The 21,442-nt window shown below is 44.2% G+C and carries 19 protein-coding genes; 10 read left to right on the top strand and 9 right to left on the bottom strand.

Going from position 1 to position 21,442, the window contains the following annotated elements; genetic code table 11:
• Positions 1-11: 11 nt before the first annotated feature.
• From OZ660_RS16070 to OZ660_RS16060, 3 genes are read left to right on the top strand one after another with little or no spacing between them, the layout of a single operon-like run.
• The gene (locus OZ660_RS16070; RefSeq protein ID WP_201283921.1) at positions 12-404 is read left to right on the top strand and encodes a CsgE family curli-type amyloid fiber assembly protein; all 393 of its coding nucleotides are present in this window, start codon (positions 12-14) and stop codon (positions 402-404) included.
• Entirely contained in the window at positions 404-853 is a 450-nt protein-coding gene (locus OZ660_RS16065; RefSeq protein ID WP_274741618.1) for a curli assembly protein CsgF, read from the top strand. The genes OZ660_RS16070 and OZ660_RS16065 overlap by 1 nt, the downstream gene beginning before the upstream one ends.
• A gap of 8 nt (positions 854-861) precedes the next feature.
• A complete protein-coding gene (locus tag OZ660_RS16060) occupies positions 862-1,623 on the top strand; it encodes a CsgG/HfaB family protein (RefSeq protein ID WP_159626404.1) in 762 nt (253 codons plus the stop codon).
• A gap of 59 nt (positions 1,624-1,682) precedes the next feature.
• Here OZ660_RS16060 and OZ660_RS16055 read toward each other — a convergent pair whose 3' ends face one another.
• Positions 1,683-2,360 carry a helix-turn-helix transcriptional regulator gene (locus OZ660_RS16055; protein WP_202262456.1) on the bottom strand — a complete coding sequence of 226 codons (678 nt, stop codon included), beginning with the start codon at positions 2,358-2,360 and terminating at the stop codon, positions 1,683-1,685.
• 249 nt (positions 2,361-2,609) lie between these two features.
• Here OZ660_RS16055 and dld point away from each other — a divergent pair, with 249 nt between their 5' ends.
• Positions 2,610-4,343 (top strand): D-lactate dehydrogenase, encoded by a 1,734-nt coding sequence (gene dld / locus OZ660_RS16050; RefSeq protein WP_274741617.1) that lies wholly within the window; start codon positions 2,610-2,612, stop codon positions 4,341-4,343.
• Positions 4,344-4,430: 87 nt separating this feature from the next.
• On the opposite strand, the gene mmsB is transcribed toward dld, so the two are convergent.
• The gene (mmsB, locus tag OZ660_RS16045) at positions 4,431-5,306 is read right to left on the bottom strand and encodes a 3-hydroxyisobutyrate dehydrogenase (protein WP_274741616.1); all 876 of its coding nucleotides are present in this window, start codon (positions 5,304-5,306) and stop codon (positions 4,431-4,433) included.
• 18 nt (positions 5,307-5,324) lie between these two features.
• The gene (locus OZ660_RS16040) at positions 5,325-6,824 is read right to left on the bottom strand and encodes a CoA-acylating methylmalonate-semialdehyde dehydrogenase (protein WP_274741615.1); all 1,500 of its coding nucleotides are present in this window, start codon (positions 6,822-6,824) and stop codon (positions 5,325-5,327) included.
• A gap of 113 nt (positions 6,825-6,937) precedes the next feature.
• Here OZ660_RS16040 and OZ660_RS16035 point away from each other — a divergent pair, with 113 nt between their 5' ends.
• On the top strand, positions 6,938-7,822 hold the full coding sequence (locus tag OZ660_RS16035; protein WP_274741614.1) for a LysR family transcriptional regulator: 885 nt from the start codon (positions 6,938-6,940) through the stop codon (positions 7,820-7,822).
• A 141-nt stretch (positions 7,823-7,963) separates the two neighbouring features.
• Positions 7,964-8,902, top strand: a complete 939-nt coding sequence (locus tag OZ660_RS16030) for a 2OG-Fe(II) oxygenase (RefSeq protein ID WP_274741613.1) — start codon at positions 7,964-7,966, stop codon at positions 8,900-8,902.
• Positions 8,903-8,992: 90 nt separating this feature from the next.
• Here the strand turns inward: OZ660_RS16030 and OZ660_RS16025 are convergent, their stop codons facing one another.
• Positions 8,993-9,754 carry a reprolysin-like metallopeptidase gene (locus OZ660_RS16025; RefSeq protein ID WP_274741612.1) on the bottom strand — a complete coding sequence of 254 codons (762 nt, stop codon included), beginning with the start codon at positions 9,752-9,754 and terminating at the stop codon, positions 8,993-8,995.
• A 21-nt stretch (positions 9,755-9,775) separates the two neighbouring features.
• Positions 9,776-10,513, bottom strand: coding sequence for a hypothetical protein (locus OZ660_RS16020; protein ID WP_274741611.1), 738 nt, complete (start codon positions 10,511-10,513; stop codon positions 9,776-9,778).
• Between the two features lie 441 nt (positions 10,514-10,954).
• On the opposite strand from OZ660_RS16020, the gene OZ660_RS16015 reads away from it, so the two are divergent.
• The gene (locus OZ660_RS16015; RefSeq protein WP_274741610.1) at positions 10,955-12,028 is read left to right on the top strand and encodes an adenosylhomocysteinase; all 1,074 of its coding nucleotides are present in this window, start codon (positions 10,955-10,957) and stop codon (positions 12,026-12,028) included.
• A 97-nt stretch (positions 12,029-12,125) separates the two neighbouring features.
• Positions 12,126-13,334: a M24 family metallopeptidase gene (locus OZ660_RS16010; RefSeq protein WP_274741609.1), complete on the top strand. Its 1,209-nt coding sequence runs from the start codon at positions 12,126-12,128 to the stop codon at positions 13,332-13,334.
• A gap of 76 nt (positions 13,335-13,410) precedes the next feature.
• Here the strand turns inward: OZ660_RS16010 and OZ660_RS16005 are convergent, their stop codons facing one another.
• From OZ660_RS16005 to OZ660_RS15990, 4 genes are read right to left on the bottom strand one after another with little or no spacing between them, the layout of a single operon-like run.
• Complete coding sequence (locus OZ660_RS16005; protein WP_274741608.1) at positions 13,411-14,013, bottom strand: hypothetical protein; 603 nt, start codon at positions 14,011-14,013, stop codon at positions 13,411-13,413.
• A gap of 24 nt (positions 14,014-14,037) precedes the next feature.
• Positions 14,038-14,991 (bottom strand): hypothetical protein, encoded by a 954-nt coding sequence (locus tag OZ660_RS16000; RefSeq protein WP_274741607.1) that lies wholly within the window; start codon positions 14,989-14,991, stop codon positions 14,038-14,040.
• A 19-nt stretch (positions 14,992-15,010) separates the two neighbouring features.
• A complete protein-coding gene (locus OZ660_RS15995; protein ID WP_274741606.1) occupies positions 15,011-17,842 on the bottom strand; it encodes a polysaccharide biosynthesis/export family protein in 2,832 nt (943 codons plus the stop codon).
• A 13-nt stretch (positions 17,843-17,855) separates the two neighbouring features.
• On the bottom strand, positions 17,856-18,818 hold the full coding sequence (locus OZ660_RS15990; protein WP_274741605.1) for a hypothetical protein: 963 nt from the start codon (positions 18,816-18,818) through the stop codon (positions 17,856-17,858).
• A gap of 471 nt (positions 18,819-19,289) precedes the next feature.
• On the opposite strand from OZ660_RS15990, the gene OZ660_RS15985 reads away from it, so the two are divergent.
• Positions 19,290-20,177, top strand: coding sequence for a sulfotransferase family protein (locus tag OZ660_RS15985; protein WP_274741604.1), 888 nt, complete (start codon positions 19,290-19,292; stop codon positions 20,175-20,177).
• Positions 20,174-21,439 (top strand): hypothetical protein, encoded by a 1,266-nt coding sequence (locus tag OZ660_RS15980; RefSeq protein WP_274741603.1) that lies wholly within the window; start codon positions 20,174-20,176, stop codon positions 21,437-21,439. Before OZ660_RS15985 ends, OZ660_RS15980 begins: the two co-directional genes overlap by 4 nt.
• The last annotated feature ends 3 nt before the right edge of the window (positions 21,440-21,442 follow it).

Raw genomic sequence — 21,442 nt, 5'->3', positions numbered from 1 at the left:
TTAACACAGTTATGAAACTTCTCTCTTTTTGTTTTGCGTACGTTGTGGTGGCGTGCGCTTTTTTAACTATCTCTCACGCCGAAGAAATAAGACTCGGTGGATTACTCCTTGATAACAGCATTAGTCGTCAGGGCCATGAGTTTGCCTCCAAAATAAGCCAGTACTGGCGAGAAGTACCAGATAGCTCAGGCAAAAATCTTATTGTAAAAGAAATTATTGTACCTCAGGCAGGCACGCTACTTTCTGTTATTTATGATAACAAAGTGGTGTATCAAACCTATATGGGAAGAAGGCAAGTGCCATTGGATGAGAAAGTGCAACAAGCAATCATGTTAGTGCTCGATGCAGTAGCAAATGCAAATGTGGACAGTCGAAGTCCAGATCTAGCAGCGGATGAATTCTAATGAAAAAAATAACGAAGACAGCATGGGTTTTAGTCGGCGGTATCGTCTTATCGCTTACAACATCTGCAACTGAATTGGTCTATGAACCTATAAACCCTTCTTTTGGTGGAAATCCGCTTAATGGATCTTTTCTGTTAAGCAAAGCGAACTCTCAAAATGCGCATTCGGCGCCTTTTAATGAACGTTCATACGATGAAAGACTTCAAGAGTCGCTAGAGCGTGCTTACATCAATCGTATTGTCAGAGAAATCACTGATCTTGCGTTTGGAGAGCAAGAGCTCGATGAAAACGGTAATCCCATTCAAAGTATTTTTGACCAAGATAGTTTATTTGTAAGTGGCGACTTTCAGGTTGAGCTAATAACTAGTAACCCTGATAGCATTATTGTCAATATCACCAACTTATTGACGGGTGAAGTCACAGTTGTAGAAATTCCACGGTTTGGGTAGGGACGCACATGAGAAGTACCGTATTTATTGTATTAACTATTTTGTTATCAGGGTGTCAATCAATTACCAATACATTGCCACCTGACACCACAGAAGCAGCCATTATTAAAGAAAGTGACACGCTTTCTGAAGTAAAAAGTTTACCGCAACCTATGGGGCAAATACCGGTGTCGGTATATGCATTTCGCGATCAAACAGGTCAGTATAAGCCGAGCTCTGGTGCAAGCTCGTTTTCCACAGCAGTTACCCAAGGCGCAACCTCTATATTAGTGCAGACATTAAGTGAAACAGCGTGGTTTCTTCCTGTTGAACGGGAAGGGTTACAAAACATCCTTACTGAAAGAAAGATTATTCGAGCAGATGAAAACAATAATGCCGACTTACCACCTTTGACGACGGCGCGCATTATTATTGAAGGGGGAATCATCAGCTATGATACGAATATTCGAACAGGCGGTGCTGGTGTAGAGTATTTTGGCATTGGTGCAAGCGAGCTATTTCGTGAAGATCTTATTTCTATTTATATGCGTGCGGTGGATGTAAGAACCGGGCAGGTACTCGTGTCTGTGTCTACGTCGAAAAAAGTACTAAGCCAAGAAGTCAGAGCGGGCTTATTCCGCTATGTTTCATTGAAGCGTTTACTTGAGGCAGAAACCGGCTACACAACCAACGAGCCAATGTTTGAATGTGTTAAGCAAAGCATTGAAAAAGCGGTAGCTGAATTAGTTATACAAGGAATGGAAAAAGGAGTTTGGCGCGCTAAGGCTTAAGCGCTTTCCACTGTAAAGCGCCACTTACCTGTAAGAGGATATGGCGCTTTTGCCTCTATTTAATAGTTTACTGACTGTACTTGGTCGAACTGACTGTCAAACCATTTGATCAATTCAACACGATTTCTGCAATCGGTTTTGCGAAAGATGCTGTATACATGTGTTTTTACCGTATTCACACTAATGTGAAAGCTATCAGCAATTTCTTGATTTTGGGCGCCTTCTGCAATTTTGCGGGTAATAGCCATCTCTCTTTTCGTTAGCACAGACGCGGTTGCTTGAATAGTCGAAGTCGCCTTGGTTTTGGTGGCCAAATTAGCATCTATATAGCGGCTCATAATTTCTCTGCTAAACCACTTATTTCCAGCCTGAACCTGTTGAACGCCTCGAACAATCAATTCCAAGTTATCTTCGGCGTGAAAAATCCCGTTGATCCCTTTTTGAAGTGCGTTGAAGTGAAATTCAACGTTACTTTCGGGAGCATTAAAAATAACCTTATTGAGATGTGGATAGTCACTGACAACCGGAAGATTGAGCATAGCTTGAGGATTACAGTAGTCCGCGTCTATAAAAAAAGTATGAGTGTTAGCTAATACGCTTCTAGGTGGATGAATTGCACCCGTTGTAATGGTAAAACCACAAGAAGGTAAAATTGACAGAAAACGCTCGTGAACCCCTTTATTTTGAGTGCTTTCAACATGGTTATTTCTTGTTAGTACAAACGCTTGGTGTGACATGAAAGCTCCTTTTCCTATCACTCAACCTTACGAGCATAACCCTATCTTTACAATAGGTGTGTGGTCTTACTTGATGTGTCAAAGCGTAACAAAATGTAACAGTCAGAAACGGGCAATTAGGGGGCCTAAAAGCAGCATTAAATATAAGTAAATTGTCAGCTTAAAATGCACTCGCCCTCTTTGTTAAAAATGTGATTAGTGTATAGTTCGTCACCAATGTCATTTTCCACTATTACCACAGAGAGAACCATGACCGTAAATGTTGACACTCAGTCTTTGATTGCATCAATGCGCGATGTAGTAGGGCAAGCCTATTTGTTAACTGACCAAGCGAAAAAACAGCCTTATTGTAAAGGTTTTCGCTTTGGCGCGGGTGAGGCCCTCGCTGTCGTGCGTCCTGGTTCACTTGTTGAAATTTGGCGCGTGCTAAAGCTGTGTGTTGAAGCCGATGTGGCGGTAATCATGCAAGCCGCGAACACTGGTCTTACTGGCGGTTCAACTCCTGATGGTAAAGACTACGATCGCCCGCTTGTTATTATTAGCACAATGCGAATTGATGCTATTCAACTTGTTGACGATGGCAAGCAGATAGTTGGTTTAGCGGGAAGCACATTATTTGGCCTTGAAGAGACATTAGCGCCTTATGGCCGTGAGCCTCATTCGGTCATTGGTTCATCCTGCATTGGCGCGTCTATTGTTGGTGGTATTTGTAATAATTCAGGTGGCGCATTAGTTAAACGTGGACCTGCTTATACCGAGCTTTCTTTATTTGCTCAAATAAATGCAAACGGTGAACTTTCGTTGGTTAACAACTTAGGCATTGAGCTTGGAAGTGAACCAGAAGAGATACTGGCTAACCTTGAGCAACAACGCTATCAAGCAAGTGATGTTAAACATCCCGATGCGAGGGCGTCTGACAATGAATACGATGAGCGCGTGCGCGATGTCGATTCAGATACGCCGTCACGTTTCAACAATGATGGCCGCAGATTACATGAGGCATCAGGGTGTGCAGGCAAACTTGCAGTATTTGCAGTTCGATTAGACACCTTTCCTATTCCTGAAAAGAAACAGGTATTCTATGTAGGGTCCAATGACGCAGCCGTATTTACAAAAGTACGCCGCGATATTCTCTCTACGTTTAAAAACCTGCCTGATTCGGGTGAGTATTTGCACCGCGACTGTTATGACGTATCTAAAAAGTACGGCAAAGACATGTTTATCGTTATTAGTAAGCTAGGCGCAAAATTCATTCCCAAGCTTTTTGCGTTTAAACGCAAGTTCGATGCATTTACCGACAAGTTGGGGTTTTTACCGAACAAAATGTCAGATCGTGTAATGCAATACATGAGCTACCTTTTCCCCAACCATCTGCCGAAACGCATGGAGTTGTACCGCGATAAATATCAGCATCACTGGATTTTAGAGATGAGTAATGAGGGAGTTGATGAAGCTAGAGCGTACCTTGATGAATTCTTCAAAACTAACGAGGGTAGCTACTTCGAATGTACTGAAGAAGAGGCAGATAAAGCCATTTTACATCGCTTTGTGGCGGGTGGCGCAATAGGCCGCTATCACGTTATGCACAGCAAAGAGGTCGGCGCTATGATGACCATTGATGTGGCACTTCGACGAAATGATCCCGACTGGTTTGAAGTACTGCCTAAAGAAATAGACGATCAAATAGATACTAAGTTGTACTACGGCCACTTGTTTTGCCACGTGATGCACCAGAACTATGTGTTGAAAAAGGGTGCCGACGCGAAAGTGCTTAAAGGTAAAATTCTTGAAACGTTCGACGCGCGAAGCGCCGAGTACCCAGCTGAGCACAATGTGGGGCATGAGTACTTTGCAAAAGATGCGCTTAAAAACTTTTATCGTGAACTTGACCCGACAAACAGCTTTAACCCGGGCATTGGTAAAACCACAAAATTAAAGAATTGGGCAGAGCATTCTTCGTCCTGCTGCGGTGGCCACGATTAGCGTGCTGTCATCATTACGCTAAATTACTGCACACACAAAAAAGCCAACATTGTTGGCTTTTTGTTTTTAAGAGCGTGTAAGTTGGGACTACGCGAGGCGATTGATGATAGATGAGAAGTCCATGCTCGCATTGCCTTCTTCGCAGTGCATTTCAAACCATTTTGCTGCAAGCTCTCCCATAGGCACCTGAGCATTCACACCCTTAGCGCCCTGCATAGCAAGCCCTAAGTCTTTAAGCATTAATGCTGATGCAAAGCCGCCAGCAAAGTCATTGTCGGCTGGGCTCTGCGGGCCTACGCCTTTCACTGGGCAGTAGCTTGTCATAGACCAAGTTTGGCCTGATGCATTAGAGGCAATATCGAAGAAGACTTGGGCGTCTAAGCCAAGCTTGTTGGCAAGCTGAAAGCTTTCACACGTGGCTATCATAGTTGCGCCAAGCAGCATGTTGTTGCAAATTTTAGCTGCCTGTCCAGCGCCGTGTCCGCCAGCGTGCACAATTTTCTTACCCATGGCGCCAAGCACGCCTTGTGCTTTTTCAAACGCTTCTTTGTCTCCACCAACCATAAAGGTGAGTGTGCCACCAGCTGCGGCTGCAATGCCACCAGACACCGGAGCATCAAGCATTTGAAGCCCTTTGCTTGCAGCCAGCTCAGAGACCTTATTAGCGGTTTCAACATCAATGGTCGAGCAGTCGATAAGTAGCGTGTTTCCACCAACATTATCAAGGATCTGCGATGTGTATATGTCCATTACATGTTTGCCCGCTGGCAACATAGTTACCACGATATCGGCATTACTTACGGCTTCTTGTGTACTTTGCGCAATAGCGCAGCCAGCGTCTTTCGCTTTAGTCAGTGCCGCTTCACTTAAGTCAAAAGCAACTACATTAAAGCCATTTTTGACAAGGTTATCCGCCATGCCTGAGCCCATATTACCTAGGCCAATAAATGCTACTGGTGTCATTGTCATGTCCTCGCTGATTTAGCCCATGGTTGGAATAACAAAAGCGTTATCGTTAGAGTCTGAGCCATCAGGCCAGCGCTGGGTAATGGTCTTCACTTTTGTCCAGAACTTCACGCCTTCCATGCCGTGTTGGTTTGTATCGCCAAATGCAGAACGCTTCCATCCGCCAAACGTGTGGTAGGCCACAGGCACAGGGATAGGTACGTTAATACCAACCATGCCTACATTAACGCGCTGGGCAAACTCACGTGCGGCATGGCCATTTCGCGTATACATAGCAACACCGTTACCGTATTGATGATCGCTTGCTAGGTTTACTGCTTCGTTGAAGTCTTTAGCGCGCACCATCTGGAGTACCGGGCCAAAGATTTCCTCTTGGTAAGAACGCATGTCTTTGGTGACATGGTCAAAGAATGTTGGGCCAATGAAATACCCATTGCTATCCGCTGGTATTTGACTGTTTCTGCCGTCGTATACTAGCTCTGCGCCTTCTTCGATGGCTAAATCGATATAGCCTTCTACGCGCGCTTTGTGCGCTGCAGTAACAACAGGGCCGTAGTGCGCGTTAGGATCTTCACTGTTACTTACCATAATCTCTTTAATGGCTGGAATAAGTTTGGCTTTAAGTTTTTCTGCGGTCTCGTCACCGACAGGTACTACAACAGGTAAAGCCATGCAGCGTTCACCGGCAGAACCATAGGCTGCGCCTACAAGGTCGGTGACTACCTGATCTAGATCAGCGTCTGGCATAACAATACCGTGGTTTTTTGCTCCACCCATTGCTTGCACTCGCTTACCTGCGCGTGCACCACGTTCGTAGACGTAATTAGCAATATCTGATGAGCCAACGAAACTGACGGCCTTAACGGTTTGATGATCTAAAATACCGTCCACCGCTTCTTTGTCGCCATGAACAACGTTAAGCACGCCTGCAGGTAAACCAGCTTCAATCATTAACTTTGCAAGTTCCACCGGAACCGATGGATCGCGCTCAGAAGGTTTGAGGATAAAAGCATTGCCGCACGCTATAGCCACACCAAACATCCACATAGGGATCATGGCTGGAAAGTTAAACGGCGTAATACCCGCAACAACGCCTAACGCTTGACGCATTGAGTAAACGTCAATACCAGGGCCTGCACCTTCGGTATATTCTCCTTTTTGAGCATGAGGAATACCGCACGCGAACTCGATAACTTCAAGGCCACGCTGAATATCACCTTGCGCATCAACAAGTACTTTACCGTGTTCGCTTGAAAGTAGTGCGGCAAGTCGATCGCGGTTAGCTTCTACCAACTCCTTAAATTTGAACATAACACGAGCGCGTCGCTGAGGGTTGGTAGCGGCCCATTCAGCTTGCGCTGCTTTTGCCGTTTCAATTGCATATTCTAGCGTTGCTTTGTTTGCCAAACTTACTTCAGCTTGAACCTCGCCGGTATTAGGGGCATACACCGGCGATGTGCGCTCGCTGCTATCCTCAAAATCTTTACCAGCAATAAAGTGAACAATTTTTCTCATGACATGGCTCCTGACTAAGCGCTTCAATTATCTATTAACAATATTGAAACCTTGTGTTTGCAATAGCAATACATATACTTGCAGCTAGGTGCTGTAAAAGTGCAGGTCAAATTATGAATTGGGATGACATGAGACTGTTTCTTGGGTTGGCAAGAAATGGTCGTGTAGCTATTGCTGCTAAAGGTTTAGGTGTGGACCCGACAACATTAATACGTCGTGTAAAAAAGCTGGAAGACTCGCTAAATTGCAAATTATTTGAACTAACAAAAAAAGGTTATGTACTCACGACCCAAGGCAGTGAACTCGTTCGTTATATCGAAAAAGCCGAGCATTATTTTTTAGAGGCTCAAAACGAGCTTAGCGATGAACGTTCTCATTTAGCCGGCACCATTCGCGTAAGCGTATCAGAAGGCTTCGGTAGCTGGTTTTTGGCACCACTATTACCTGAATTTAAACGACTATACCCCGGTATTTGTATTGAATTAGTGGCGACCAGCGGCTTTTTGAACCTGAATAAACGCGAAGCAGACATGGCTATTTTGCTAGAAAAGCCAAGCAAGGGGCTACTCGTTACGCAAAAGCTTACCGACTATAGCCTTTACTTGTATACGCATCAGTCGCTTGTTGAAACGTCTAAGCCTAAAACACTACAAGAGCTCAGCCAGTTCAATTTAGTGAGTTATGTTCCAGACCTTGTTTATGCGCCTCAGCTAAAATTTATTGAAGAAACTGCATTAGCGCAGCTTAGCGCGTTAAGCAGTACAAGTATTAATGCGCAATATCAAATGCTGATAAATGGTGCTGGCGTTGGGATCCTGCCTACTTTTATTGCTGAAGCAAACGAAGGGCTTGTAAGACTATTAGATAATGACATCCATATTAAACGCACCTTTTGGTTAGCAACGCATAAAGAGACGCACTCGCAAGCTAGGTTTCAGGTATTTACCAAGTGGTTAATTGAAAAGGTTGAAGCAAGCCGAGCGCGGTTTGTCGGTTAAGAATATAGCATTATCAATATAATCTATATTCTGATTATAAAATGCGTCTATTTTTATACTATTTGATGTGTAATAACATTGTCCTATTGAAATGTTGGCACTGCGTTTCGCATAGCCTCAACATGTTTAGGAGAAATTGTTATGCATTCACCACAATCTTTGTCATCTTCGGGTTTAGGCGCACTCACTAGCGCACGAGCGCTTGCTCTTCCTTCTAGAGACGAAATGCTAAAACGCGCACCAAGTGTGCAGCAATTCTGGGATAGTAACCGCGAGTTGCTAGAAGCTGCTTGGTCTGAATGGGACATTGAGCATGCCGCTTTTGGAAAGCATATTAATGAATCACTGATTGCCAAGCCGCTGCGCGATGCTGTAAGTCAAGCATGGCAACATCCAGAGCGCGAGGTTGAGGTTGCGAACTTGTGGGAAGAAGTGCTGCCAGGTGTATATCAAGCACAATTTTTCGATGTAGATAAACTTGCGCAACTTCGTTCGTATTTAGATGAAGTGGCCAAAGCTGGCATTCCGCTTAGACCACCCTATGGTATTGCGCTGAATCGCAACGGTGGCATGTTGGACAAGCGCTCAGAAGGGTATTTGGCGGCCCCGGCTTTTCAACAGTTTTACCAGTTAGTTATGGATAGGTACATGCGCCCGATATCTCGTTTGTTGTTTCCTGAAATAATGGGGTTTGATACGCAGACGTTTGGTTTTTCTATTCAGTACCAAGAAGGAATGGATACTTCATTGCGCCCGCATACTGATGCATCGGCCGCCACAATGAACATAAATATGAACCTTGAAGGCGAGAGTTTTACGGGGTCTGAAGTTGATTTCTTTAACTCGTCAACATCAAAAGTTACGCGTACGGTTTTTCAACCCGGCGTTGCGATGTTGCATCGAGGAAGTGTTGCACACGCGGCACAGCCAATAACCAGCGGTAGTCGCAGTAACATGGTGCTTTGGTTATACGGTGATCGCATGCAAATTCCACGCGGCGTTTTAAATACAAGAACGAGTAGCGCGGCTACGCGATGGACTATTCCAACTAATCAGAAAGACACATTAGCGCCTTTTTAACTGGCAAGTAAGAAAAGGAATAACAGCGTTAAGTTCTCTTAACGCTGTTACATTTCTTATTATTATTTATATCCCCTGAAGGTCACTTAATTAATAGTAATTAGCAATTTGGTCGATGACGGCATTAACCGCGCGGTATGCGTTTGATTCGTTGACGACTCCACAGGCTTGGCCATTACATCCAGACCAGTATGGATCTGAGAAATAGTCTAATTGAGTCGCACTTCCAAATGCTTGTGGATAGGCCATAATAGTTGAGAAGTTGTTATCTACACCGTGGCCAATACCATCATTGTAAACCCCACCAACTGAGCCCTGACGGACTGAGTGGCCTAAACCCATATTGTGACCCAGTTCATGAACAAAAGTAGAAAGCCCACAATCTACAGCACTAATGCTATACATCCGGCTTTTAGAACTAGAGTAAAGTGTACCGTTATTACCTTGACCTACCCAGCCAATACCACAGACATAGCCCACAAGCTGGCCGTTTTCATAGATATTTTCTCGTTTTCCGAGTAGCACAACCATATCTGCGCTTACTGATGTTCTAGCGTTCTGAACGCCGGAGCTATCAGTCAGTAGGTTTAATGCACTGTCCGTAGGTTGTAAGTCGCTTGACGTTGCCGCAGAAGATTGTGCACCAACAAGGCGAAGTTCAAGGTCAACGGCATTGTTGCGATAAACCCTATTAGCATGGGAGATATATTGATTAATCTTAGTATCAATACTCGACACACTACTGGCGGCCGGTTGTGTATAAAGTACCATCACATCAATGGTTGCCGCAGAGGCTGTCGAGCATAGCAACGAAACTGCCAATGCCGTTAAACACTTAAATGTGTGTTTCATTTTTATTTCCTTCTTGTCGTTCTAGTTTCCTACAGGGGATTCGGTGTCATGCAAATCAAACACATCGTCAGTATTGCTGTTATCTGGCGTGGCGTGTTGCTGTTGAGTAGGCTCTCGCTCAATGTGGTTTTTCATCATTGCCGATTTAGGTGCGATCCAAGCGTATTGATCGTTGCCTTCTAAAATGAATACATCACGTGGAGTAGCGAGGTTTCCGTAAGTGGCGTTTTCCCCAACCGTGATAACTGCCGCGAAAAGCGTACCTGCTCCGGGTATGTGGGCTTCTACTGTTCGATCGCCGTTGGGGTGCGTCTGGATATGATCAACTTCACCAGTGTAGCTACCACCAAATTGGGGGATGTATAAATCAAGATATTCACCCACTTCCACACTAAGTAACTCTTCGCGATCAAGCTCGATATATGCTTCATCGGTCACATCAGCGGGAATGAGGCCGGCTTGTGTTAAGACCTGTTGGCCTTTATCCGATTCTTGCCAAACTATTGTGTCTTTGACGGCATTTGAGATTGAGTCGGGTGACTCTTTGGATTTCGTTTTCGGTTTAAAAGTATCAATGCCTGTTGAAAGTACTTTGTCTTGTCTTACTTTTTGTACCTCGTTGGGAAGCACTGGCGTGTGTTCATTGTCTTCTAGTTGTGCTAGGGCATCTTCCGTGTCGTTTGAAGAAAAATTGTAGTTTATCGATAGGTATACTCCTGCAATAACAATGCTAGATACCAAAATAATACGCTTAAGCATACTGCTTTCTCCTTGTTGTAATTTGTATCCGAATCAAAAAGCGCTAATGCCTATGAAGGGCGGCATCTTTGAATGAAAGAGTGCTGATCAAGAAAACGTTGAATGAATGTTTAATAAAAATGTAACTGCTTTTAATTTTTATTTAGGTATAAGTGAGGATACGAGGGTATAGAATATCAATTCAATTAGGTTGTTGTTTTTGTTGGTTTATTTTTTGTAAGCCTTGCTGCGCAAGGCGTTAGCCGATAATGAGTAAGCTGAAAGAACAGCACAGAGGTGAATAAAAAATAGTCTTTTAGGGTGTTTTATGACCCATCAATATTGCTGAAAACATAATTTTCACAGATCCGCTTCAGTAACGTATCATTACTTTTTTCTTTTAATTTAATCCTTGTCATGTACCAAAATTTTAACGCTGAACTGGCGTGGGCATCGCTGCACATGCCACGTACTCGCCAGGCAATCGCCGCACTTCCTGATTTAAGTGGAATAAGACTCGCTTGCAATATGCATCTTGACTTGAAAATGGCTCCGCTTGTTGAAGGGTTATTGTCTCGTGGTTGTGAAGTTTTTCTTACTACCTGCAATCCCACTACCGTGCAAAACGATGTGGTTAACTACCTTGTAGAAAAAGGGGCAACTGCGAAAGCATGGCGCGATATGAACAATGAAGAGTGGTCTGCGTCATTTGACGACGCACTTGTGTGGCAGCCCACACACCTTTGTGAAATGGGGGCCGATCTGACAACGCGTTTACACGAAAATGTAGCGTTGGGTAAGTCAGTACCTACTATTGCAGCTAGTCTCGAAGCCACCGGATCTGGCATTAACCGTTTAAAGGGTATGAAGCCGCAATATCCTATTTACAATTGGGATGATCTGCCGGTTAAAGAGGGGTTGCATAACCGTCATATGGTGGGGTTAAGCGCATGGCAAACTTTCTTCCAAACTACCCATCTAACACTGCACGAAAAGGTTGTTGTCGTTATTGGGTATGGGCTTGTTGGTCAGGGCGTTGCTGCGTCAGCTAGGGCTTTCGGAGCCCAAGTTCAGGTCGCTGAACTTGATGCTGCGCGTGCCCTTCAAGCAAAGTATGACGGTTGGCCAGTAGTCGATTTACATGATGCAGTTAAAACTGCTGATGTGGTGGCTACTGCAACAGGTGCCAACGATGTGGTTAGTGCAAAGCATCTCGATAACATGAAAAGCGGGACTTTTATTCTAAATGTTGGTCATGTGGCGAAAGAAATTGATGTTGATTATTTAAAGACCAACGCTACACATAATGAGCCCATGCCGTATGTTAATGCTTATACGCTGTCTGATAAAACGCTCTATTTGCTCGCTGATGGTTCGATGTTTAATTTAACCGCTGGGTATGGCGATAGCCTAAATGCGTTTGATGTCACATTGGCGGTTATGGCAGCAGGAATAGGTCATATTGTGGGTGAAGGTGCCACCAGTGAGAGCGGGTTGTACTTGTTACCTGAAATGGTATGGAAGCGCGCGCTGTAGTGAGCGCGCATTGATTCATACGAAACACCTTGTTGTAAAAACGCAGTACTTTGGTCAATACACGCTATTTGACCTACTTATGAAAACAGGAAAAAAAATGTCAAATGGTATCGGCGGTAAAACGCAGCAGCAGGCGCTTGCTGAACTGTCTAATATGACGTCAGACTTAACGCCAATTCAGCTACATGAATATCAAGCTCGTATTGAAAAAGCGCAACTATATATGCGCAATAACAATATAGGCGCTTTGTATTTAAATGCAGGCACGAACCTTACCTATTTTACCGGTATGCAGTGGTATCCGAGTGAGCGTTTGGTTGGTGCAATACTGCCTGCTGAAGGCGATGTTGTTTACCTCGCGCCAGCGTTTGAGATTGATTCTCTCAAAGAACGCCAAGTTGTAGATGGCGAGATTAAGGGATGGCACGAGCATGAAAGTCCTTACGCACTTTTTGTTGACGAACTTAATTCATTATCACTAAGTGGCAGCACTAAAATTGCCATCGATGAATCAACGCCGTTTTTTATCGTAGACGGTATTAACACCTTATTGGATAGCACATGGCCTGTGATCAACGGTGCAGAGGTTTCTGCGCACTGCCGTATGCACAAGTCTGATAATGAACTTGCCCTTATTCAACGTGCCATGGATATGACCCTTGAGGTACATAAAGCCGCCGCCAGTATACTTTGCGAAGGAATTACAACTAAAGAGGTTGAAGATTTTATCAACCTAGCGCACCAGAAGGTGGGTGCGAGCGGTAGTTACTTCTGTATCGTATTGTTTGGCAGAGCAACATCCTTTCCTCATGGCGTTAAAGATCCACAAGTCTTAAAGCAAAACGACTTGGTTTTAATCGATACTGGCTGCAAGGTACATGGGTATCTCTCAGATATAACTCGAACCTACTGTTACGGCACACCTACCGAGAAACAAGTGGAAATGTGGGAAAGTGAAAAACGTGCTCAGCAAGCGGCTTTTGATGCTGCACAACTTGGCGTTAGCTGTGGTGATGTAGACAATGCCGCTAGGTTGAGTTTACAACACGATGGTCTAGGCCCAGACTACAACCTGCCTGGCTTACCTCATCGAACTGGGCACGGTATTGGTATGGATATTCATGAGTGGCCGTATTTGGTGAAAGACAATCCACAGCCACTAGCTAAAGGAATGTGCTTTAGCAATGAGCCTATGATTGTGGTGCCAGGTGAATTTGGTATTCGACTTGAAGACCATTTCTACATGACAGATTCAGGGCCTAAATGGTTTACTCAGCCTAGCCATAAAATAGATGCGCCCTTTTAAAAAGGGCGACAGTTCGCGGCTGTTTTTCGATACGATATTTAGCCACTAAATCAAGCAGGAGTTAGACAAGCTCAAGTCAGGTAGATTGAACCGAAAACACAGCGTGCTTTAGTTCGGTGCCTAGCGGTTTTCGGTTCATAACTTTGGCTTCAATAATACCTATTAGCGCCATGCTCACTGCTGTAACAAAGTACACTTTAAGCGCAAATCCATCGGAATAAGGCGCTAATTCATGATCCCAATTCCAAATGAGTACAGGGATAATACTGATAAACCCACTTAAAATCGCATAGCCGCAGTTACGTACACAACGATAGAGAAATAAAGTGAGTTGATTGACTTGATGTGCGGGCTGGTTGTTAAAGGCCAAATAAAAGGCAGCGCTGTGTACCATACCGACCACGACCAGTGACACAAAGAAAACGTCAATACGATAGGTTTCATACAACGTATTGCCCATCGAGCTTTCCACTAATGCCGCAAGAATGAGTACAACCGCAATACGTACAATAAGCTCAACTGCCACCACAAAGTAAGTAGGAAACTTGGCCAATTCGCCACCACTGGCATGTTCGTTTATTTTAATTTGAAACGCTCTCGGCGGCGCAAGTAATAAAAAATACAACACCGTGTATGTCAAAAAATGATTATCGAAACGGTATGCCCGAATGGATTCCATGATGCTTCTCATTACATACTACTCCTAGAGATCATGATAGCGGTTAGGTGGGTTAAGCTTTTTAGGCTCAAATCTTTCTGCATAGGCTTTAAGGTCGCGACGCAGTGCTCTAACTGCATTCATTGAAACCACGAAAACAACACCTAAGAACAGCAGCAGTACAAAGGTGATAGCGACCCACTGTTTGCGCGCGGGGTAAGATTCAAAAAGCGGTATGGTTGCCGGTTGGATCACTTCAAGTGGATAGTTTGCCCGTGCGTTAATCAGCGACTCAACCGCAAGTTGTGTTTCAAGCAGCCGGAAGATAGAACGCTGAATTTCCGCGTTTTTTATTTCACTAAGACGCTGCTCCAGGTAACTACGTCTGCTTTGGATCTCTTCTAAATCTAGTGTGCGTAAATACTCATTAAATGACCTTACAAAGGTATTGGCAAGCTTAGTGGAAAACTCAGGTGATTTTGAGGTAATACGAATGTTTAAAAGGTCGGTTTTTTTATCAATGAATACATACAGCGCATCAGATTTAAACTTCTTAACGGCCTCTCGCATGTCAGGCTCAAAACCATCTATCCAGCTTTGTGTTGTGGCATCCCAATTTTCCTCGTACAACCACTGTAGTAGGTTTTGCTCCACAATAAATGCACTGATATAGCCAAAGGAGTCCATCCTAGCGAGTAAGCGTTCTCGTTCATTTGCTTGGATCCCATCAATGATAAAGTCGTACTCCAGTACACCAATGGTGTTTACACCACGATAATTGTTGGGCTGAATGCCACCGGGATCTTCGCTAATATTTATTGCCACCGTGGCTTGCGCCGAATAACGGTTGTCTAACATAAGCGATATGCCTGCTACAATTGCTGCTCCCACAATAGCCACCATGGCAATGCGGAACTTGTAGCTGAACAGTTGGTGCAAAAACTTAAGCAGTAATTCATATTCAGCGACATGTTGGCTTTCGTCATTGTTATTTGCCATAACATCCTTACTCCATTCGCTAGTTCATTAAGTTCGCAATCATTGCGGTAGCGATAATATTTTTGTAGAAAATATCTACCCATTTTTCTACTGACTCGCGACCGTTTATGCGATCTACGCTCAGTGGTACAAATATTGTTGAACCTGGCGTAACTTTTACGTTCGCTGGAGAGTTGAACCAACCCCAAGAGCTTGTACTAGAGCGGACCGACATGACTTCACCGTTAGCCTGAACAATATACGCGTGCTCGTACTGACCAAGCTCTTTCACACCACCACTTAGGCCTATATAGTCAAGTGCGGCGCGATCGTCTCGATACTTATGTGATGTGGGGAAGTACACTTGACCAATAACACTTACGTCATCTTGATATTTTGGCACTAAGATACGATCACCGTCTTCAAGCACGATATCAGATGACTCGTCACAGCGTGTTACGGCGCTATGAACATCAACAACCATTCTTCCTAATGCTTTTTCTGGCGACATTTTTTTAAGTACGTCAAATACATCCTTGGCGCGTTGATCTTTAGGCATCTTCTCGTCTTTATTAACCCCCTGTGATACATGAGTATCAGCAAGTAACCGTTCTAGTTGGTCAAACATTCTATCAAGTGCTTTTTGCTCTTTCTGACGCACACTTTCTCGCAAAAATACGGTGCCAAATAGATACGCATCTTCGGTAAAACCACCTACTTTTTGCATAAGCGAACAGAGGGTTTCTCTTTTGTCGATGCGGTATTTACCCGGGAAGGTAATTTCACCTTCGATTTCTACAAACTGTGGTGTTTGCACCCACTCAGGCTTAACGCGCAGTACCAAATGATCTTTCGGATGTAAGATTAAATTGGTGGTATCTAAAAGCGGATCGTTTTTAGTCAAGCTTATGGCACGGGAGTCTGTTCTGCTAAACTCACTATCCATCAACACTTGGCGAGACAACGTCGCCGCTAATCCATAGGCTTCTTCTTTCATGCCGCCGGCGGCCGCAATTAAATCGTCAATGCGCATGCCTGGCACCATAGGGTAGGCACCTGGATGAAATACTGAACCAGTAACCTGAACAATAGGCGCTTGTTGGCCAAACTGAGTTTCTCGTTTGACCCGTTCTAGCGGCGTTTTTATTAGTGCAGCTCGGTCGATATCTTTATTAAACAGATAAACTTTGTCTTTAGGCTGCAAAATAGGGTTGTGGTCGGGCTTATTGTTTAGCGCCTCTTTAAGCGAAACGTGAATAAAATAAAGACGGTCTGACTGAAGGTCGGTACGTGCAAGCAACGCGTAATCAAGGTCAACACCTGCTTCTAAACCGCCCGCGTATTTGACCATATCAAGTAGGCGCTTGCCCATGTGCAGCGGATAGGTACCCGGGTGAGGGACCGCACCTTTGAAGTCTACAACTTTAACCGGGTCACTAGCGGTAGCTTCATTTTGTAGCTTCGCCACTACCTTTGATAACTGACCGGCACGAGGTGAATGCGTATCGAAGATAATGATCTGATCACGGGGGTGAAGCACAATATTATCTTTAGAATATTCGTCGGTTATTGCATTCCAAAGGTTAAAGTAAATAGCTTCGGTACGTTTGTCTTCGCGGTTTTCGCGTTGGATCATGGCTGCATCAAACTCAGCTCCCTGTCGTAGAATATTTTTAGACTGGATCAGGTCAGACACTTTCATTCCCTTAAACCATTGATAACCGCCGGGCGTTAATACGTGACCTGAGAGTAATACTACGTCGTCCATTTTATCTAGCACCGGAAAGATGCGAATAAGATCGCCGTTTTTAACGGCCACAGTGTTGCCGTTACGATCCAAATTAGCCTGCATTAAGGTATACATGCCGCTATTTGACACTCGCTCAATTTGGGCATTCTTTGCATTTGCTGTTGGTAGTAAACCGCCTGCTAATGACAAAATTTCTGACACGTTTTGCTCGTTCGCTAACTCATAAATTGCTGGACGCAATATTTCGCCTGCAATGCCAACTGTCGGGCCAACAGGTGGAACAAAAATAAGGTCGCCCTGACGCAGATAAATGTTGGCGCTGTCGTCACCTTTTAGCAATAAGGCGTAAAGATCGAAAGTGGCGACAACACTACCATGACGCTTCACTTGGATGTTGCGCAACGAGCCAGTGCGCTTTACCCCGCCGCTGGAGACCAGTGCGTTAATCAGCGTAGAAAAGCCGCTTACGGAATAACTGCCAGGTTTAGATACCTCTCCTACAAGCATAATTTGAATAGAGCGGAACTCAGAAAGTGTAACTATGGTTTTTATACCAATGCGTCTGGTTTCAATGGCCTCTGATATAACAACTTTTGCTTCCTCAAAGGTAAGGCCGCTTAAGTTAACGGCGCCGGCGTCTGGGATAAGTAGCATACCTTCTCGGGTTACCGTTAAGTTGTATTGAACGTTGGTGGCCGCAAATGCTTGTATAGTGAAAGTGTCGCCAGGCCCGATAACGTAATCGTAGGGCACAGGCATATCTGAAACAGGTGCAAACGTAGTAGCAACACTGTTAAACATTTCATAACCGAAAAGCTCTAGTTTACTTTGCACTCGCTGTTGTTGAATTTCTTCTTCCAGTGTTACCGGCCGGAGTGACTGAGAAACGTTCTGTTCTAGTTGCGTAGGCGCTTGGTTCTGTGTATTTGGCTCTTCAGTAATAACGACTTGAAAGCTTGAATTATCTTGCTCAGCATTCGCCGTTTGCGCAGACATTATGGCTTCTTTACGCTGCTGATCTTCAACTGTCGCTACGCGAACAGTGTCAACTTGCGCTACGCTGACATTCATTAGGAAGCCTACAACCAATAAACCCGAAAATATTACTTTTACCATCTTCATGATCTACATCTCCCTAATGATTCGTTGGAAAGCGCGGACAGCCGCTATAATCAACCATTTTGCCCGGTGAGGTATCTGGGCAGCGATCTTGATAGTCGTAAATACCATCGTTATCGCTGTCAGAGGGGCCTCGATAAAGCACGGTTTCCACGAAATTAGCCATATTGCTGGGTTGCGCTACTTTATCAACAGCTGCCGAAAAGCCACAGCTGTCAGCACTTTCTAGTCGACTACGTGACATGCGATTGCCAACGCCGACAGTGTAAAAGCAAAGGCCCGAGTAGCTTTGCGGCCACGCTATTGACGCCGATTCTGGAACAACAACATGCGCGTTTGTTGTGAAATCGGCGCGTTGACGCATACGCATTACTGCATGCTCGACTGACTCATCTATTTGCTCCCACTCCGTAACCAATACAACGGCTGATGGACCGTGTAAATTGCCTACAAGCTCCGACACAAAATCAAGCGCAACCGACAAAGATTGCACTTCAACATGTTGCAGTGCACGGTGCTGGCCTAACTGCTTTTCAAGTTCGATTGGAAGCAATGGTGAAACACTCAAACGCGCATCTAAAGGCGCATAAAGTTGCGGGTTAATGGCATCATCATAAGTGACGATAGTACTGCTAAAGCGTCGAGTGGGCATTGTTTTGATAAATCTGCGGACCACTTCTTTAGCGTAGAACTGAGTATTGAGACCACGAAACGAATCACTGAGCGCTGAACTTTGGTCGATAACAAAAACGATGTGGTCAACACGTGGTTGAAGCTTAAACTGCGCTACACGCTCGTCTATTGGCATGGGGTTAAAAATATGAACAGACTGACGGTGTAGACCAGTATCGTAGTCTTCAACTTTAGCCATATGCTCATGTTCTGGCACATGAACTAGGTTTTCAGTCGCCATACAGCCGCTTAGGCAGAGTATGACTAACGATGAAAGCAACCCATTTTTCCAATTTTTCCATGCCATCGTAATCACTCCCAAATCCATCCTTCAACGGTCGCTTAAAAGATGCTTTGAATTGAAAATTGTTAATTCGCTAACGGCACGCGTGCCTTTAACTCTGTATTAACTTTAGCAAGAAGCCTTCCTTTTCGATGTTTTAGGGGGCTAAAAATCTATATTTCGAGTCTAAGTTATTGTTTTTTATTGATTGATTTTTGGTCTTTTTTTGATGTGGAGGAAGGGGATCACAGTCAGCTTTTTTATTTTACAAACTGCAAATCGCGGTTATTTACCGGTTTTCTCAATTGTATTTGCAAAATGCGAATTACCTCGTGCTATAAGCGGTGTCGCTGTATCTCTTTAATTTCGCTCATCCTTTTATAAATAACCGATAGCGACGAATTTTTAGTGGTTGGTATAGATTTAGCTATAGTTGATGTAAGTGGCCAACATAAAACGAAGCCAAAGCGTATTTAAAAGGAAAGGAGAGTGCCAATGCCTGATGTGTTTATTCTAGGATTTACAAAATGCGCTACAACCAGTCTGTACAATCAGTTGATGCAGCATGAGGATGTTTCGCACACTAAACGCAAAGAGCCTCATTATCATTTTGCGCAAGTGAAAGGAACGCAGTTTGATGGGCCTGCAGACAACGACACTGTAAGCCAAATGTTTGTTACTGAAGAAGATAAGTATCATGCGCTTTACGAACCCGGCAAGCTTTCCATTGATGGGTCGGCCATGTCAATTGAGGCGCCCGAAATACTCGATAGCATTAATGCTCAATACCCAAATGCAAAATACATTTTAATGTTGCGTAGCCCCATTGAGCGGGCATTCTCTGCTTATTCGCACCTAATTAGAGATGCGAGAGAAACGCGAACATTCAAGGAAGCTCTCGAGCATGAGCTGTCAGGTGCACGAGATAATTACTTACCCATATGGCATAACCTTAAGTCGAGCCGTTTTGTTGAGGCAACGCAATACGCTCGAAATTTATTTGGTGATCGACTAAATGTCATCGACTACCGTGACTACGCCAAAAACAATGAGCAGGTAATGAATGAAGTTGCCCAGTTTCTTGGACTCTCACCAGCTACCTGGACACAAGACTTTGCGAATCGTTCTGGGGTTCCTCGTTCACCTACATTGCAAAAAGTACTGATGCGCAAATCGTTCGCAAAGAGCGCGTTTGTAGCGCTGTTTCCGGAAAAATTTGTAACATCCTTAAAACGCTCTTTAATGGAACGAAATACCGGTGACAAACCTGTGTTGAGTGAAGAAGACCGCACTTATTTTGCAGAGCTCATCAGCGATGAGCGCGACAAAATTATTCCGTATATGCCCGATGCACAATTGTTGGAGTCGCTTTATTCGTTATGAGTGATACAAAGCAAGTCTCAATCGTGCCACATATTTTGTTCACCATGTTCATTCTTGAAATCTTTTTCTTGATGGTGAAAAAAATCAACTTAGCCTTGTACGGCCCGTTTGACTTATTTGAAAAGCTCTTCCCCATAATAGCAATTGGACTTTTGATAACTGTCATTAGGCCAAGGCTCAATGTTCAATGGTGGGCGGCACTATTTCTCTATCTAGGGTATCTGACTTACGGTGTGCTTATCTCACTTGCTAACCAGAAAGGTATGAAGATTATTCTGGTTCAGCTTTACCACGAGCTAAAGTTCTTCCCAATGGTCATGCTGTTTTCTGTTGCGCGTGTTGATGAGATATGGACCCAAAGAACACTTAAGGTGATTAAGCCCTTAATGGTCATGTGTATATTGCTCATTCTTTTTCAAGCAGGCGCATCAGGTGCATACGATGCATTATTTAAAAGCGGCGGACATTTTGAGCCCGGTCATTTAGGCGGGATGTTGGTGCCGCGCTTTGTGGGGTGGTTTTGGCACCCGGGTCAATCTGCGTTGTTCTTTACCATCGCCGCAATACTGATAAAAGTGGAATACCAGCGCGGTAATATTCGTTTTGGCCATTCTCTCGTTTTTCTGTGCATTGTTTTTGTCTTTGTTGCCATTCAGCGTTTAGAACTCATGCTGTTGTTTATGGCGCTAATGGCTATGAAGGTTCAGCGCGCCTTTAACTTTGATTACCGCCTTATTTTGGCACTTGCTGTATTTGCGTTTTTTACTTGGCTCATCAGTTTTTTGAGCATGGATAAAGACAACGCTTGGTACGTGCTTGAAAACTTCGAGTCACCTCGCGTCATCTTTTTGGTAGAAGCTGTATTTGAACTGTTTGAAAGCAATTTTTGGGGAGCCGGGTGGGGAACAATTGGTAGCCATTCGGCGGCCGATGTGGCAAACGTTTATGAATATAATGCAATGAAAGATTTATGGTGGGTTCAGTTAGGTCAATACTTCTATGATACCTACTGGCCGCACGTTATTGGTGAGACAGGTATTCCTGGCTATTTCCTTTTATTACTATCGATGACGTTCATGGTATGTGCACTGAAGCGTCCAGAAGCAAGTTTATTGTTATTTCTACTATTATTAACCAGTGCGCTGTCATCAAATGCGCAGTCGCTTTATCACCTTACGATTTTTGGCTGGTTCATTACGTTGTTGGAAAGCGATCCGAATGGTTGGAAAAAGCCGAAAGCAAAACCTGTTTTAACCACGTGAAGC

Origin of the sequence: Alteromonas sp. 009811495 (assembly GCF_028865455.1) — a bacterium.
GTDB lineage: Bacteria > Pseudomonadota > Gammaproteobacteria > Enterobacterales > Alteromonadaceae > Alteromonas.
This window is presented reverse-complemented; position numbering and strand designations above follow the sequence as displayed.